16 protein-coding genes are annotated in these 14,329 nt (G+C 64.3%); 5 read left to right on the top strand and 11 right to left on the bottom strand.

Annotated features, from left to right (window positions below; translation table 11 throughout):
- Window positions 1–15: 15 nt before the first annotated feature.
- Window positions 16–798 carry a TSUP family transporter gene (locus J2T47_RS22105; RefSeq protein WP_253451645.1) on the bottom strand — a complete coding sequence of 261 codons (783 nt, stop codon included), beginning with the start codon at window positions 796–798 and terminating at the stop codon, window positions 16–18.
- A gap of 158 nt (window positions 799–956) precedes the next feature.
- On the opposite strand from J2T47_RS22105, the gene J2T47_RS22100 reads away from it, so the two are divergent.
- Window positions 957–1,601 carry a hypothetical protein gene (locus tag J2T47_RS22100; protein ID WP_253451643.1) on the top strand — a complete coding sequence of 215 codons (645 nt, stop codon included), beginning with the start codon at window positions 957–959 and terminating at the stop codon, window positions 1,599–1,601.
- A gap of 760 nt (window positions 1,602–2,361) precedes the next feature.
- Here the strand turns inward: J2T47_RS22100 and J2T47_RS22095 are convergent.
- The 4 genes from J2T47_RS22095 to J2T47_RS22080 form a co-directional block, all read right to left on the bottom strand.
- Window positions 2,362–3,129, bottom strand: a complete 768-nt coding sequence (locus tag J2T47_RS22095; RefSeq protein ID WP_253451641.1) for an SDR family oxidoreductase — start codon at window positions 3,127–3,129, stop codon at window positions 2,362–2,364.
- A gap of 27 nt (window positions 3,130–3,156) precedes the next feature.
- Window positions 3,157–4,224, bottom strand: coding sequence for a phosphotransferase family protein (locus J2T47_RS22090; protein ID WP_253451639.1), 1,068 nt, complete (start codon window positions 4,222–4,224; stop codon window positions 3,157–3,159).
- 318 nt (window positions 4,225–4,542) lie between these two features.
- On the bottom strand, window positions 4,543–4,854 hold the full coding sequence (locus J2T47_RS22085; RefSeq protein WP_081516542.1) for an SCP2 sterol-binding domain-containing protein: 312 nt from the start codon (window positions 4,852–4,854) through the stop codon (window positions 4,543–4,545).
- Window positions 4,855–4,912: 58 nt separating this feature from the next.
- Window positions 4,913–5,623: a histidine phosphatase family protein gene (locus tag J2T47_RS22080; protein WP_253451637.1), complete on the bottom strand. Its 711-nt coding sequence runs from the start codon at window positions 5,621–5,623 to the stop codon at window positions 4,913–4,915.
- A 211-nt stretch (window positions 5,624–5,834) separates the two neighbouring features.
- Between J2T47_RS22080 and sohB the strand changes: the two genes are divergently transcribed.
- From sohB to J2T47_RS22065, 3 genes are all read left to right on the top strand, one after another.
- Window positions 5,835–6,863 (top strand): protease SohB, encoded by a 1,029-nt coding sequence (gene sohB, locus J2T47_RS22075; RefSeq protein ID WP_081516544.1) that lies wholly within the window; start codon window positions 5,835–5,837, stop codon window positions 6,861–6,863.
- A gap of 55 nt (window positions 6,864–6,918) precedes the next feature.
- Complete coding sequence (locus J2T47_RS22070; RefSeq protein WP_192404413.1) at window positions 6,919–7,911, top strand: YhdH/YhfP family quinone oxidoreductase; 993 nt, start codon at window positions 6,919–6,921, stop codon at window positions 7,909–7,911.
- Between the two features lie 63 nt (window positions 7,912–7,974).
- Entirely contained in the window at window positions 7,975–8,349 is a 375-nt protein-coding gene (locus J2T47_RS22065; RefSeq protein WP_253451635.1) for a hypothetical protein, read from the top strand.
- Between the two features lie 247 nt (window positions 8,350–8,596).
- On the opposite strand, the gene J2T47_RS22060 is transcribed toward J2T47_RS22065, so the two are convergent.
- Both J2T47_RS22060 and J2T47_RS22055 read right to left on the bottom strand, forming a co-directional pair.
- On the bottom strand, window positions 8,597–9,451 hold the full coding sequence (locus J2T47_RS22060) for an alpha/beta hydrolase family protein (RefSeq protein WP_253451633.1): 855 nt from the start codon (window positions 9,449–9,451) through the stop codon (window positions 8,597–8,599).
- An 11-nt stretch (window positions 9,452–9,462) separates the two neighbouring features.
- Window positions 9,463–9,900 carry a hotdog fold domain-containing protein gene (locus J2T47_RS22055; RefSeq protein WP_253451631.1) on the bottom strand — a complete coding sequence of 146 codons (438 nt, stop codon included), beginning with the start codon at window positions 9,898–9,900 and terminating at the stop codon, window positions 9,463–9,465.
- Between the two features lie 123 nt (window positions 9,901–10,023).
- On the opposite strand from J2T47_RS22055, the gene J2T47_RS22050 reads away from it, so the two are divergent.
- The gene (locus J2T47_RS22050; protein WP_253451629.1) at window positions 10,024–10,602 is read left to right on the top strand and encodes a TetR/AcrR family transcriptional regulator; all 579 of its coding nucleotides are present in this window, start codon (window positions 10,024–10,026) and stop codon (window positions 10,600–10,602) included.
- A gap of 269 nt (window positions 10,603–10,871) precedes the next feature.
- Here J2T47_RS22050 and J2T47_RS22045 read toward each other — a convergent pair whose 3' ends face one another.
- The 4 genes from J2T47_RS22045 to J2T47_RS22030 form a co-directional block, all read right to left on the bottom strand.
- Window positions 10,872–11,375: a DUF934 domain-containing protein gene (locus J2T47_RS22045; protein WP_253451627.1), complete on the bottom strand. Its 504-nt coding sequence runs from the start codon at window positions 11,373–11,375 to the stop codon at window positions 10,872–10,874.
- Window positions 11,359–13,017, bottom strand: coding sequence for a nitrite/sulfite reductase (locus J2T47_RS22040; RefSeq protein WP_138216307.1), 1,659 nt, complete (start codon window positions 13,015–13,017; stop codon window positions 11,359–11,361). The genes J2T47_RS22045 and J2T47_RS22040 overlap by 17 nt, the downstream gene beginning before the upstream one ends.
- Before the next feature lie 260 nt (window positions 13,018–13,277).
- Complete coding sequence (locus J2T47_RS22035) at window positions 13,278–13,775, bottom strand: PaaI family thioesterase (RefSeq protein ID WP_253452027.1); 498 nt, start codon at window positions 13,773–13,775, stop codon at window positions 13,278–13,280.
- Between the two features lie 316 nt (window positions 13,776–14,091).
- Complete coding sequence (locus J2T47_RS22030; protein WP_138525536.1) at window positions 14,092–14,307, bottom strand: DUF2970 domain-containing protein; 216 nt, start codon at window positions 14,305–14,307, stop codon at window positions 14,092–14,094.
- Between the last annotated feature and the right edge of the window lie 22 nt (window positions 14,308–14,329).

Genomic DNA, 14,329 nt, shown 5'->3' with positions numbered 1-14,329 from the left:
CCGCTCCGGCCTGCCTCAGGCTGCGACGGTGAACCAGTGCTGCCAGGCCAGGCGCACGGTCAAGGCCAGTACCACCAGGATGAACACCGGACGGATGAACTTGGCACCGCCGCCAATCGCCGTGCGCGCGCCGAAGTAGGCGCCGATCATCAGCGAGCTGCCCATGCACAGGCCCATCAGCCAGACCACCTGACCCGAGGCGATGAACACCGCCAGCGCGACGATGTTGCTGACGAAGTTCATGCTGCGCGCCACACCACTGGCGCGCACCAGGTCGAGCGGGTACATCAGCAGGCTGCTGACGGTCCAGAAGGCGCCGGTGCCGGGGCCGGCCACGCCGTCATAGAAGCCCAGGCCAAGGCCCTGCGGCCACTGGCGGCGCTGGGCGATCTGCGGGTTGGCGTCCAGCGGTGCTTCCGGCGTCTTGCCGAACAGCAGGTACAGGCCGCAGCCGAAGACCACCACCGGCAGCATGCGGTTGAGCCATTCCGCCGGCATCAGGTGCGCGGCCCAGGCGCCCAGCGCTGCGCCGATCGCAGTTGCGATGATGCCCTTGCGCCACTGGCGCGGCTGGAACAGTTTGCGCCGGTAGAAGGTGTAGCTGGCCACGGCGGCGCCGAAAGTCGAGCTGAGCTTGTTGGTGCCCAGCGCCAGGTGCGGCGGAACGCCCGCGGTGAGCAGGGCAGGGATGGTCAGCAGGCCACCGCCGCCGGCGATGGCGTCGATGAAGCCGGCAAGGAAGGCGACGCCGGCGAGAATGACGAGGGTGGTCGGGTCTACGACGAGTTCGAAGGGCATGGGTCAGGCCTTGATCAGGAGCCCGCGGCGCCACTCTTTTGTAAAGAGCGGATGGCATAGGAAACGTTAACGGGCCCGAAAGCTGCGACGGTCTGGCTGGCCGCGCAGGTACGCGGTGCGCATAATGCCGGCATTTCTACGGGGAAGGAAATCATTCGATGCAGTACGACGGTCTGGCCTGGGTCGTGGCCCTCGTGGCGCTGTTGGCCCTGGTGGTCGCCGCCCGCATTCTGTTCGACCGTCACTGGTTCCTCGGCTGGCTGCGGGGCACGGCGGGCATGCTGTTCTTGGCCGTCGCCGCACTGGTGGCGCTGGTGGCCTGGGACCTGCGCAGCTACGACCCACTGCCGGCAGAGCGCCCGCTGGCGACGCTGAGCTTCCACAAGGTCGGTGAGCAGCGTTATGACGTGACACTGCTGCAGGGCAATGAAGAGCGTCGCGTGGAACTGGCCGGTGATCTCTGGCAGCTGGATGCGCGGGTGCTGGAGTGGAAAGGCCTGGCACGGCTGATCGGCCTGGCGCCGGGCTACCGCCTGCAGGACATCAGCGGCCGCTTCCTGGCGGTGGAGCAGCAGAGCCTCGGGCGCAAGGTGGCGCTGGCGGACGAGGCGCTGGGGATCGACCTGTGGCGCTGGCTCCGCGATGGCCAGCATGACCTGCTGACCTTCGTGCCCAAGGCCGGCCGGGTGAATTACCTGCCGCTGGCCGACCAGGCTGTTTTTGCGGTGCGCTATGGAGCCGGCGGGCTGACCGCCGAGCCCATGAATGCGGCGGCAATCCAGGCCCTGAAAACCTGGCAGTGATCCTCGCGCTTGTGTAGGAGCGGGCCATGCCCGCGATCCGCCGGCAGGGCCGGCGTATCTTTTGCCCTGTTGTTGCAAGACTGCTGCGTTGGCTTAGGTGTTTCTGCGCCGCCTCGGTGTCCGCGTTGGCTTCTTGTTTCGCCCCCTCGGGCGACCCACTTTGGCAAACGACCCAAAGTGGGCAAAGGTCTTGCCCCGGACATCCGGTTTTTCGCTTAGGCGAAAAATTCCCTCGTTGAATCGAAGTTTCAGGGGCACGCCGCGAAGGGCCATCCCTGGCCCATCGCGGCTCTCGCGACATCCATGTCGCTCAACCCCTGAAACTCCGCTTCAACGAGGCCTCCTGAACGGGGCGTTCGGAGTGCTTGGATGTTTCGCTGGAAAACTTTCGGAGCCAAAGTCAAAGCCAAAGCCAAAGCCAAAGGTGGAGTGGGCGTCGGGCTCTTCGCAGGAGCGAGCTTGCTCGCGAATCACTTGGCACCGCGCCTGACCGTAGGGGCGGACTTCCCATCCACATCGAAACCAAGGCGAAGCACGAACGTAGGATGGCGTGGAGCGAAGCGATACCCATCGATCCTCTTGCGCCCGCAGCATGGGTATCTCAAGCTCCCGGACTGCCCTGCAAAGGCGCTCGCTGAGGAGCGAGGCAGCGTGCGTTCGTGAGCAACCGCGATGGCGTTCTCTTTGCTCTTACAGGTAGTCGAATTCCGGCAAAGAAAAAGGGAGCCAACCGGCTCCCTTTTTCGTTCTGCAATAACGCTTAGGCGAGGAAGCCGCCGTCCACGTTCAGCGTCACACCGGTGGTGTAGCTGGAGGCATCGCTGGCGAGGTACAGCACCGCACCGGCCATCTCGCTCGGGTCGGCCACGCGCTTGAGCGGGATACGCTGCAGGGCGACGTTGCGGATGGCGTCGTTGCTCACCAGCGCCGAAGCGAACTTGGTGTCGGTCAGGCCCGGCAGCAGGGCGTTGCAGCGGATGTTGAACTGCGCGCATTCCTTGGCGAACACCTTGGTCATGCTGATCACCGCGGCCTTGGTCACCGAGTAGATGCCCTGGAACTCGCCCGGGGTGACGCCGTTGACCGAAGCGACGTTGATGATGCTGCCGCCACCGTTGGCCTTCATCAGCTTGCCGCCTTCGATGGACATGAAGTAGTAGCCGCGGATGTTCACGTCGACGGTCTTCTGGAAGGCCGACAGGTCGGTGTCCAGCACGTTGCAGAACTGCGGGTTGGTGGCGGCGTTGTTGACCAGGATGTCCAGGTGGCCGAACTGCTCGCGGATCTGCGCGAAGACGGCCTGGATCTGCTCCATTTCGCCGATGTGGCAGGCAATCGCGGTGGCCTTGCCGCCAGCGGCGAGGATTTCGTCAGCCACGGCCTGGCAGCCGTCGATCTTGCGGCTGGAGACGATCACGTGGGCGCCCTGTTGGGCCAGCAGCTTGGCGATGGCCTCGCCGATGCCGCGGCTGGCGCCGGAGACGAAGGCGATCTTGCCTTCGAGGTCGAACAGTTGGGTCTTGGACATGGAAATTCTCCTTGTTCTGGGGCGCCGTTACAGGCGGGACTTGCCGATGACTTGCAGGCTCACCTGTTCCAGCAGCTTGTTGGCGTGGATGAAGGTGGCGAAGCGCTTGTCCTGGGTCTGGCCGTGGAAGAAGCGGTAGTAGATCTGCTGCATGATGCCGGCCAGGCGGAACAGGCCGTAGGTGTAGTAGTAATCGAGGTTGTCGATCTGGATGCCGGCGCGCTCGGCGTAGTAGTCGGCGAACCGCTGGCGGGTCAGCATGCCCGGCTCGTGGCTCGGCTGGCGGCGCAGCATCTGCATCGGCTGCGGGTCGCCCGCTTCGATCCAGTAGGCGAGGGTGTTGCCCAGGTCCATCAGCGGGTCGCCGATGGTGGTCATTTCCCAGTCGAGCACGCCGATGATCTGCATCGGGTTGTTCGGGTCGAGGATGACGTTGTCGAAGCGGTAGTCGTTGTGGACGATGCCCGGCTTGTGGTGGTCGGCCGGCATCTTCTCGCGCAGCCACTGCTTCACCTGTTCCCAGGCCGGTGCATCGGGGGTCAGGGATTTCTCGTAGCGGTCGATCCAGCCGCCGATCTGGCGCTGCACATAGCCTTCCGGCTTGCCCAGGTCGCCCAGGCCGCAGGCGTTGTAGTCGACATTGTGCAGGTCGACGAACTTGTCGATGAAGCTCTTGCACAGCGCGGTGGTTTTCGGCGCGTCGAGGTTCAGCTCCTTGGGCAGGTCGCTGCGCAGGATGATGCCGTTGACCCGCTCCATGACGTAGAACTCGGCGCCGATCACCGATTCGTCGGTGCAATAGGTGTACGCCTTGGGGCAGTAGGGGAAACCGTCCTTGAGCTGGTTCAGGATGCGGTACTCGCGACCCATGTCGTGGGCCGATTTGGCCTTCTTGCCGAACGGCGGGCGACGCAGGACCAGTTCCTGGTTGTCGTACTGGATCAGGTAGGTCAGGTTCGAGGCGCCGCCGGGGAACTGGCTGATGCGCGGCTGACCCTGCAGGCCGGAAATGTGGTCCTTGAGGAAGCCGTCGATCACGGCGGCATCGAGTTCTTCGCCTTCGCGGGAGCGGATGGTCTGGTCGGTCAACGACATGCTGGTCCCTTTCTTGTACGGGCTTTTACGAATCGTCCTCACGAGGGCCCAAGGCTCCTGGCGAGGTGCGCGCAGGCCGGCGTCTGTGTCTTGCCCGGTGGATCGCGGCAGGATCAGGCAAAGCAATGATGGCGCCGGGTGATCATTGGCTAATCTAATGTCCCGCCTTGCCCGTCACAAGCACGCAAAGCCGTTATTGGCATCCGTGTTGGACCCCGATCAGGCTGCCTGATCCGGGCCTTGCAGCGGGGTGCGGGCATAAAAAAACCGGAGCCATGGACTCCGGTTTTTCGTGCTGCGTGGGCAGTTTTCCTCGGATCAGACCGGGAACAGTTCGCCCAGCTTCATCGCCAGCATCATGTCGCCTTCGGCGCGCAGCTTGCCAGCCATGAAGGCCTGCATGCCGTCGGTTTCGCCGCTGGTGATGCCCTTGAGGGTTTCGCTGTCCATGATCAGGGTGACGTTGGGGGACTCGGCGTCGCCCTGCACGACCTGGCAGGTGCCGTCCTTGACGACCAGGTAGTGGTTGTCGCCGTCTTCGATGTTGAACTGGAACACCAGATCCAGGCCGGCGGCCGCGCTGGCGTTGAACTTGCTCTGCATGGTGGAAACGATGTCAGCAACACTCATGGTTCTATTCCTTTTCTAGGTTTTCTCGCGCGACGCTCGCGTCGCAATGGGCCGGTACTCAACGATAGGTGATGAGTTCCGGCGCCCTCAACAGTTCCAGATGCACGTGACTGTTGAAGGAAGCCAGGGCCACTTCGCTGCCGCGGAACTTCAGGCGGTTGAGCGAGGTGTTGACGATCTGCCAGTTGAGCTCGAAGGCGTTCAGCGCCGGGATGCCGGTCACGTGCTGGAGCACCGCGGTGATGGTGCCGCCGGAGGTGAACACGCCGATGTTGTCCTTGCCGCTGGCCGATTCGAGCAGGCGCTGGAGGCCGCCGTGCACGGTGTCGAGGAACTCGGCCCAGCTGACCAGGCCGTCCTTGTCGTGGTCGCCGGAAACCCAGCGGGCGATCACGGTGGAGAACAGGCGCTGGAACTCGGCGCGGTGGTCGGCGGCGTTGCGCATGATGTGCAGCGCCTGCGGCTCGATCTCCAGCAGGTCCGGCAGGTGCGCGCGGATTACCGCGTCGGCTTCGAATTCGTTGAAGGCGGAGTCGATTTCCAGGGTGGGGGTTTCGATCCCGGCCTCGTTCAGCCGGCCCATCACCGCTTCGGCGGTGTGACGCTGGCGGCGCAGGTCGCCGGCCACGCAGCGATCGAAGCGCAGGCCGAGGCCGGCCAGGTGTTCGCCGAGGATTTCCGCCTGGCGTACGCCGGTGGCCGAGAGCACATCGTAGTCGTCGGCACCGAATGAAGCCTGGCCATGTCGAATCAGGTAGATGCTTCCCACGCGCAGTATCCCGGCAGGGCTGAAAGTTCCGGCGAGGTTATGAGGATCACCTGGGGCTGTCAACGAAAAAACATACGCTTGTTTGAATGCTATTCGCTGGACTGATGCAGCGCTTTGCCAGCGCTGGTGGCGGGCCTGCGGCGTGGGTATGCTTGCGGGATTCGCTGCGCTCGCCTGGCGGGCTCGACCAGAATTGTAAAAGGGGATGTGAGTGGAGTTTCTAGCGGATTACGCGGGTTTCCTGGCCAAGACCTTCACCGTGGTGGTGGCCATCGTCATTGTCCTGGTAGTGATCGCCGCACTGCGCGGCCGCGGTCGTCGCGGTGGCAGCGGGCACCTGGAGGTGCACAAGCTCAATGACTTCTACAAGGAGTTGCGCGAGCGCCTGCAACATAGCGTATTGGAAAAGACCAAGCTCAAGGCCCTGCGCAAGTCCGAGGCGAAAAGCCTGAAGGAAGCAAAAAAGAAGAAGGGCGGCGAGAAGAATCGCGTCTACGTGCTCGACTTCGACGGCGACATCAAGGCTTCTGCCACCGAGCAGCTGCGTCATGAAGTGACCGCGCTGCTGACCCTCGCCACCCCGCGCGACGAAGTGGTGCTGCGCCTGGAAAGCGGCGGCGGCATGGTCCACGGCTACGGCCTGGCCGCCTCGCAGTTGGCGCGCATCCGCCAGGCCGGTGTACCGCTGACTGTCTGCGTCGACAAGGTCGCGGCGAGCGGCGGCTACATGATGGCCTGCATCGGCGAGCGCATTCTTTCCGCGCCCTTCGCCATCCTCGGCTCCATCGGCGTGGTGGCGCAGTTGCCCAATATTCATCGCCTGCTGAAGAAGCATGACGTCGATTTCGAGGTGCTCACCGCTGGCGAGTACAAACGCACCCTGACCGTGTTCGGCGAGAACACCGACAAGGGCCGGGAGAAGTTCCAGGAAGACCTGGAAACCACCCACGAGCTGTTCAAGCGCTTCGTCGTCCACTATCGCCCGCAACTGGCCATCGACGAGATCGCCACCGGCGAGGTCTGGCTGGGCCAGGCGGCGCTGGGCAAGAAGCTGGTCGACGAGCTCAAGACCAGTGATGAATACCTGGCCGAACGCGCCCGCGAGGCGGATGTCTACCAGCTCAGCTACGTGCAGAAGAAGTCCATCCAGGAGCGCTTCGGCGTGGGCGTCAGCGGCGTGATCGATCGCGTGCTGGTGACCTGGTGGGACCGCCTGGGGCGCAGCCGCTTCTGGCAATGATCGTCGTCGGGCGCCGGGATCGCGCCCGTTCCAAATTCGAAAGAGGAGGGTCGAGATGAGTGCATTCAAGGCGTTGTGGGTCACGGAGAGCGCGCATGGCGTGTATGACCTGCAGGTGGCCGAGCGGCAGGTTGCCGATCTGCCGGCAGGTGAAGTGCTGGTGCGGGTGAAGTATTCCTCGCTCAACTACAAGGATGCGCTGTCCGCCAGCGGCAACCGTGGCGTCACCCGCAAGTACCCGCACACCCCCGGCATCGATGCCGCCGGCGTGGTGGAGGCATCCTCGGTGGGCGAATTCGCCGCCGGCGACGAAGTCATCGTTACCGGCTACGACCTGGGCATGAACACCCCGGGCGGTTTCGGCCAGTACATCCGCGTGCCTGCCGCCTGGCTGATCAAGCGCCCGCAGGGCCTGTCGCTGCGCGAATCGATGATCCTCGGCACCGCCGGCCTGACCGCCGCGCTGTGCGTCGACAAGCTCGAGCGCGCCGGCGTTACGCCGTCCGCCGGGCCGATCCTGGTCACCGGTGCCACCGGCGGCGTGGGCAGCATCGCGGTGATGCTGCTGGCGCAACTGGGCTACACCGTGGCTGCCGCCACCGGCAAGCTGGAACAGGCCGAGCTGCTGAACCGTCTCGGCGCGCGGCAGATCCTCGACCGCGCCACCGTCTCCGACGGCGTCGACAAGCCGCTGCTGCGCGAGCAGTGGGCCGGCGCGGTGGACACCGTGGGCGGCGACATCCTGTTCAACGTGGTCAAATCGCTGCAGTACGGCGGCAGCGTCGCCTGCTGTGGCTTGACCGCTGGCGCGGCCTTCAAGGCCACCGTGCTGCCCTTCATCCTGCGTGGTGTGAACCTGCTGGGCGTGGACTCGGTGGAGTTGCCGCTGGTGGTCAAGGCTTCCATGTGGGACAAGCTGTCCCTGCAGTGGAAGCTCGACAACCTCGAAGCGGCAGTGCGCGAGGTCAAGCTCGACGACCTGCCGGCCGCCATTCACCAGATCCTCGCCGGCAAGCTGGTCGGCCGGGTGCTGGTGACGCTGGACTGAGATGGACTATGGAGGAGCCTGCAATAGGCTCCTTTGTTCTTTCTGGGGCAGGGAGGCCGCAGAGTGAGCTGGAAAACAGCGGTTATCGGCAGCGAAAGCCCATCAAAAGAGCGGTTAGCTTGGGTGCTCTGCATGTACTTTGCGCTGGGCATGTTCGGTTACGGAGCGATCACCGATTTTGTGCCTGCCCCCGTTTGGCAGTCCATTGGCGCCTACATTGCAGCTGCCATCACGGCCATCGCGATGTTTGTCTTCCTAGTGAACCTGGCGCTGGGACGCGTTCCCCTGAAAAGCACAAATTCCTTCTGGCGCAAGTGGCTGGCCGTTCTGGCGCTTCCGCTGTTTCTTTACTTCGTAGTGTGGCTGGGGGGGGGCGAGGGGCTGCCGATCTGTATTCGCGGTGGGTTGGGCGCGCGATGCAGGTCGAGGCTGTTTTGACGAAAGAGCGCGTGCATAGTCGGCGGGCTTGCGACTACCGACTCGTGGGGCCCGTGCTGCGTGCGGCCTGGCCTGATTACCTCTGTGTCGGCGCGGAGCAGTTCGAGGCTTTGCCGGTGACTGCTCAATATCGGTTAGTGGGGCGGACGTCGTCGTTGGGTTTCCATGTCGACGAGATCAGGACTTCCAGCGGAGAGCTGGTTCGCTGACCGCTGGGTATCTTTCTGCGCTTGTTGCTGCTTGAGCTTCAGCCCAGTTCCGGCAGCAGGTAATCCGCCCACAGCGAATCGGCGAACTGGCTGCGGAAGAATCCGAAGTGGCCGATGCGTTTCACACCGATGTCCTCCGGGGCGATTCGCTTCACGGTCTTTGGCGAGCCACGGTAGAAGCCGTGCAGCGACTCGGTATTGCGCCCGGACATCATCTCGTCGTCGGTGAAGGAGAGGGAGGTGATGGGCGTGCGCACCGATGAATACGCCTCGCGCACCGCGCCGCCTTCCGCGCCCACGGCGTATTCCGGGTCCAGGCACCAGCGCCGCCATTGCTCGATCACCCCGCGCGGCAGGTCGCCGACCACGCCCAGGCGCTTGCCCGGGAAGTAGCCCAGCAGCGGCGTGATGGTCGGCGCCAGGCAGTACCAGAGCAACCAGGCCTTGTGCCGCAATCCCTTGGTGTTCTCGCGCCAGTAGCCGCTGCCGGTGGCGATGGTGAAGGCGCGCTGGATGCGCTCGCTGCCTCGGACGAAGGGCAGGATCTGCCCGCCCAGGCTGTGGCCGATCCAGTACACCGGCAGGTCGCCAGCGGCCTCGACCACGGCGTCGAGCATGGCGCTGCAGTCGTGGTTGCCCCAGGCGACGACGTCGACGTTCAGGTCGCGCAGATGGCCGGCGCGGGACTTGCCCATGCCGACGTAGTCGAAAGTCACGGCGAGGTAGCCGCGCTCGGCGAGCCAGTTGGCGAAGGCGGTGTAGAAGCGCTGTTCGACGCCCATGGCGGGGACGATCAGCACCGCCCCGCGAGCTTCGCCGGGCGGGTAGTACCAGTGGCTGGAGAGGCTGTGGCCGTTACCGTTGTCCAGCGGACGGGGGAGCGGGGTGATCATGGCAGCGTCCCTCAGGCCTGGCTGACGTACATAGTGATGTCGGCGCGGAAGACCTTCTTGTCACCGACATAGGCCAGCACCGGAACGGTGATGTCGCCTTCCTGGTTCCAGTCGATGGCCAGGCCGTCGGCCACGGCGCGCACGTCGCCCTCGGCCTTGGCCAGGTATTCCACGGTCATGCCGCGGGGAATCCAGCGGTGGCCCTTGGGGATCGACACGTCGGTCATCGTCCCGGCCACCAGCTCGGCGGCGTTGCACAGGGCGATGGCGTGCACGGTGCCGATGTGGTTCAGCACCTCGCGGCGCTTGGGGAAAGTGACTTCCGCATACCCAGGGCGCAGCTCGACGAACTGCGGGGCAATGGTGGAGAAGTAGGGGGCGACCTGGCCGATCATGGCGCTGAACTGCGCCGGGCCGGCCTGCTGGTACATTTGCATCATCTGACTCATGGCAACTCCGGGGCAAAACGGATTGAAGATGAATGCGCGCCCAGGCAGTATACGAAGACTAGAAATTAATTCTAGAAAAATATTCTAGAATTCTATTCGAGCGGTTTTTCCAGCAGGAACCCCATGGCCCGACCTTCCCGCAAAGACGACATCCTCCAGGCCGCGCTGGCCTGCTTCAGCGAATCCGGCGTGGATGCCACCACCATCGAGATGATCCGTGATCGCTCCGGCGCCAGCATCGGCAGCCTCTACCACCACTATGGCAACAAGGAGCGCATCATTGGCGCGCTGTACCTGACCGGCATCGGCCAGTACGCGGCGCTGCTCGACGCGGGGCTGGAAGAGGCGAAGAGCGCCGAAGCGGTGGTGAAGCTGTTCGTCACCTCCTACATCGATTGGGTGTCGGCCAATCCGCAATGGGCGCGCTTCATCCTGCACAGTCGTGGCCGCGTGGAGGCGGGAGAGGTGGGCGAAGAGTTGCGCGAGGCCAACCGCACGCAGGGACGGCGCATCGCCGAGCTGCTGGCCGAGCACCGCAAGTCGGGGGCGTTCAAGGCGTTGTCGGCGGAGCTGTTCAACTCCGTGGTGATCGGCCCGACCCATGACTACGCACGCAACTGGCTGGCCGGGCGCACTCGGGTGGACTTGATCGAGTGCCGCGAGCAGCTGGCGCAGATTGCCTGGGACAGTGTTCGCGCCTGATCCCGTAGCCGCGCAATGTCACCCTGTAGGAGCGAGCTTGCTCGCGAACAGAGGTTTCCAGTCGTGTCGGTATCAGGCGGGTTCGCGAGCAAGCTCGCTCCTACGAAAGACGCCAGAAGTCTCGCTGAACCGTAGGGCGAATAACCTGGAACAGGTTATCCGCCGTCCCCTGGCGGCGGATAACGCTGGCGCGTTATGCGCCCTACGAAAAACACCCCGTGCAGAAACGAAAAAGCCCCGTAGTGCGGGGCTTTGTCATGTCGACCGGATCAGGCCAGCTGACGGCGACGGAACAGCGGTTGCGGCTGGGTCACCGAGGTCTGGTAGACCTCGGAGAAGTCGTCCAGGCCGGCCAGCGCCGCTTGCGGGTCGCGGTCGGCGCGGATGGCGTAGGCGTCGAAGCCGCAGCTCTGCATGAAGAACAGCTGATCACGCAGTACGTCGCCGATGGCGCGCACTTCGCCCTTGTAGCCGAAGCGCTCGCGCAGCAGGCGCGCGGTGCTGAAGCCGCGGCCGTCGGTGAAGGCAGGGAAGTTCACGGCGATGACCTTGAACTTGTCCAGGTCTTCGGCGATGGCTTCGGGCTCTTCGTCCGCGTCCAGCCACACGCCCAGGCCACCGTCACGGCCGCGCAGGGCAGGGCCGTGTTCCAGCCACAGGTTCAGCGGGATGATCACGTCGTCGCAGTTGGGCACGGTCTCGAGGGTCGCGTCCTTGGGCAGCAGGTGCCAGCGATCGTCGACGACCTCGCGGTTCTTAATGATTCGCTGCATATACGCGCTCCTTGAAGAGGTCGATGCCGATGCGACGGTAGGTATCGAGGAAGCGTTCCTCTTCGGTGCGCTGTTCCACGTAGACCTTGATGATCTTTTCGATCACGTCGGCCATCTGGTCCTGGGCGAACGACGGGCCGAGGATCTGCGCGAGGCTCGCCTCACGGCTGGCGCTGCCGCCGAGGGAGACCTGGTAGAACTCCTCGCCCTTCTTGTCCACGCCGAGGATGCCGATGTGGCCCACGTGGTGGTGACCGCAGGCGTTCATGCAGCCGGAGATGTTCAGGTCGAGGTCGCCGATATCGAACAGGTAGTCCAGGTCATCGAAGCGGCGCTGGATGGCTTCGGCCACCGGCAACGACTTGGCGTTGGCCAGGGAGCAGAAGTCACCGCCCGGGCAGCAGATCAGGTCGGTCAGCAGGCCCACGTTCGGGGTGGCGAAACCGTTCTCGCGCAGTTCGCCCCAGAGGGTGAACAGCTGCGCCTGCTCGACGTCGGCCAGGATGATGTTCTGGTTATGGCTGTTGCGCACTTCACCGAAGCTGTAGCGATCGGCCAGGTCGGCGACCACGTCCAGCTGCTTGTCGGTGATGTCGCCAGGCGCCACGCCGGTGGGCTTGAGCGACAGGGTGACGGCGACGTAGCCGGGCTTCTTGTGGGCGAAGGTGTTGCGGGTGCGCCAGCGGGCGAAGCCGGGATTCTCGGCGTCCAGCTGGGCGAGGGCGGCGTCCTGGTCTTCCAGGGCCTGGTAGGCCGGGTCGACGAAGTGCGCGGCTACACGCTGCAGTTCGGCGTCGGTCAGGGTGCTCGGGCCGTCCTTCAGGTTCGCCCATTCGGCGTCGACCTTCTGGGCGAAGACTTCCGGAGTCAGCGCCTTGACCAGGATCTTGATGCGCGCCTTGTACTTGTTGTCCCGACGGCCATAGCGGTTGTACACGCGCAGGATGGCGTCCAGGTAGGACAGCAGGTGCTGCCAGGGCAGGAATTCATTGATGAAGCTGCCGACGATCGGGGTGCGGCCCAGGCCGCCGCCGACGGAGACACGGAAGCCCAGCTCGCCGGCTTCGTTCTGCACCGCTTCCAGGCCGATGTCGTGCACCTCGATGGCCGCACGGTCGCTCACGGCGCCGTTGACGGCGATCTTGAACTTGCGCGGCAGGTGGGCGAATTCGGGGTGGAAGGTCGACCACTGGCGGATGATCTCGCACCAGGGGCGCGGGTCCACGAGTTCGTCACGGGCAACGCCGGCGAACTGGTCGGTGGTGGTGTTGCGGATGCAGTTGCCGCTGGTCTGGATCGCGTGCATCTGCACGGTGGCCAGTTCGGCGAGGATTTCCGGCACGTCTTCCAGCTCCGGCCAGTTGTACTGGACGTTCTGGCGGGTGCTGATGTGCGCGTAGCCCTTGTCGTAGTCGCGGGCGATCTGCGCCAGCTTGCGAACCTGCCGGGAGGACAGCAGGCCGTAAGGCACCGCCACTCGCAGCATGGGCGCGTAGCGCTGGATGTACAGGCCATTCTGCAGACGCAGCGGGCGGAATTCCTCGCCGGTCAGTTCACCCGCCAGGTAACGGTGGGTCTGATCGCGGAACTGCTTGACGCGATCTTCTACGATCCTCTGATCGTATTCGTCATATACGTACATGAATCTTCCTGCTGTCAGGCTATGGCGCTCAGGCTTACTGCGTATCCCAGCGCGCACGGCAACGCGCTCCACGCGGAGTGGGGCGCACGATACCAGTTCGGGAATATGCGCAAAAGTGATGTTTGAGTATATGGAGAGAACTTTCGGATCTAAGCCCCGCCAGGCCTGAAACACAGGCGGGGCGGGGGCTTGCAGCGGGGCGTTCGTTCCTCCGTTGCGTCGCTCCGCTTGGCTATGGTCGGCGGAGCAACGGGGGGCGATCAGGCATCGCGGCCGTGGGCGGCGTCGCGCAGCTGCGCGGTGTCGACGCGGACGAAGATCGAGTCGCCGATGCAGGTCAGCACGTCGCCGGCATAGACCTCGCAGATGATCCGGCTCTTGCGCCCGACTTCACCTTCGACATAAGCCTTCAGGGTCAGCGGCACACCCATGGGCGTGGGCTTGATGTACTTGATGCCCAGGTTGCCGGTGACGCAGTCGATGCGCGGCAGGCTGCCGGGCTCGCGGCCTTCGGCGCGGTAGTGGTAGGCCATGGCGGTCCAGTTCGAGTGGCAGTCCACCAGCATGGCGATCAGGCCGCCGTAGACCAGCTCCGGCCAGCCGCAGTACTTGGCTTCGGGCAGGTGCTCGGCGACGACATGGACGCCGTCTTCGTGCCAGCGGCTCTTGATGTGCAGCCCATGCGGGTTGCTGCCGCCGCAGCCGTAGCAGACGCCTTCCGGCGCGACAGTGTCTTGCAGTGAGTCCACGTGCTTAATCCACTCGCTTGTTCTTATGGAGCGAGCAGCCTAACGGTAATTGCGCAGTAGCGAAAAGGGGCGGTTCCTTGAGCACAGGGCAGGGCTGGTCTTAACTCTTGCCTGTGGTCCTTCAGCCAATAACGAGAAGATGGGGGAAGCATGAGCGAAGAAACGTCCAACAAGACCAGCGACAGCGTCGTCGATGCCCGCGCCGCATTCATCCTGATCCTGCTGGTGGTCGCGACCGCCGTGTTCTGGGTCAGCCACCAGTGACAGCGGTGCCGGCGGGTCGTCCTGCGGCCCGCCCGGTACCTTATCCCCCCAGCCGGCTTTCCTACAGCCCGGCGAAATGCAGCACCAGCTGCACCAGCCCGTAGAGCAGCAGCACGAAGACCAGCGTGAAGAGAATGCCCATGGCGATGAAGTGACTGGGCTTGCCGTGGGTGAAGTCGCGCGCGCGATTGCGCCCGCTCTGCACGCCGAAGGCTGCGGCCAGCACGCTGTGCAGCATCTGCCAGAAGGTCGGCGGCTTGTTCTGTTGCTCGTCCATCGTTCGTCCTCCTTTTGCATCC

It is taken from the genome of Pseudomonas nitroreducens (assembly GCF_024170165.1).
Classification (GTDB): domain Bacteria; phylum Pseudomonadota; class Gammaproteobacteria; order Pseudomonadales; family Pseudomonadaceae; genus Pseudomonas; species Pseudomonas nitroreducens_C.
This window is presented reverse-complemented; position numbering and strand designations above follow the sequence as displayed.

Excerpts from the sequence above, each read along its gene's own strand:
- J2T47_RS22105 (WP_253451645.1), bottom strand. The coding sequence starts at position 798 with ATGCCCTTCGAACTCGTCGTAGACCCGACCACCCTCGTCATTCTCGCC.
- J2T47_RS22100 (WP_253451643.1), top strand. The coding sequence starts at position 957 with ATGCAGTACGACGGTCTGGCCTGGGTCGTGGCCCTCGTGGCGCTGTTG.
- J2T47_RS22095 (WP_253451641.1), bottom strand. The coding sequence starts at position 3,129 with ATGTCCAAGACCCAACTGTTCGACCTCGAAGGCAAGATCGCCTTCGTC.
- J2T47_RS22090 (WP_253451639.1), bottom strand. The coding sequence starts at position 4,224 with ATGTCGTTGACCGACCAGACCATCCGCTCCCGCGAAGGCGAAGAACTC.
- J2T47_RS22085 (WP_081516542.1), bottom strand. The coding sequence starts at position 4,854 with ATGAGTGTTGCTGACATCGTTTCCACCATGCAGAGCAAGTTCAACGCC.
- J2T47_RS22070 (WP_192404413.1), top strand. The coding sequence starts at position 6,919 with ATGAGTGCATTCAAGGCGTTGTGGGTCACGGAGAGCGCGCATGGCGTG.
- J2T47_RS22060 (WP_253451633.1), bottom strand. The coding sequence starts at position 9,451 with ATGATCACCCCGCTCCCCCGTCCGCTGGACAACGGTAACGGCCACAGC.
- J2T47_RS22055 (WP_253451631.1), bottom strand. The coding sequence starts at position 9,900 with ATGAGTCAGATGATGCAAATGTACCAGCAGGCCGGCCCGGCGCAGTTC.
- J2T47_RS22050 (WP_253451629.1), top strand. The coding sequence starts at position 10,024 with ATGGCCCGACCTTCCCGCAAAGACGACATCCTCCAGGCCGCGCTGGCC.
- J2T47_RS22045 (WP_253451627.1), bottom strand. The coding sequence starts at position 11,375 with ATGCAGCGAATCATTAAGAACCGCGAGGTCGTCGACGATCGCTGGCAC.
- J2T47_RS22040 (WP_138216307.1), bottom strand. The coding sequence starts at position 13,017 with ATGTACGTATATGACGAATACGATCAGAGGATCGTAGAAGATCGCGTC.
- J2T47_RS22030 (WP_138525536.1), bottom strand. The coding sequence starts at position 14,307 with ATGGACGAGCAACAGAACAAGCCGCCGACCTTCTGGCAGATGCTGCAC.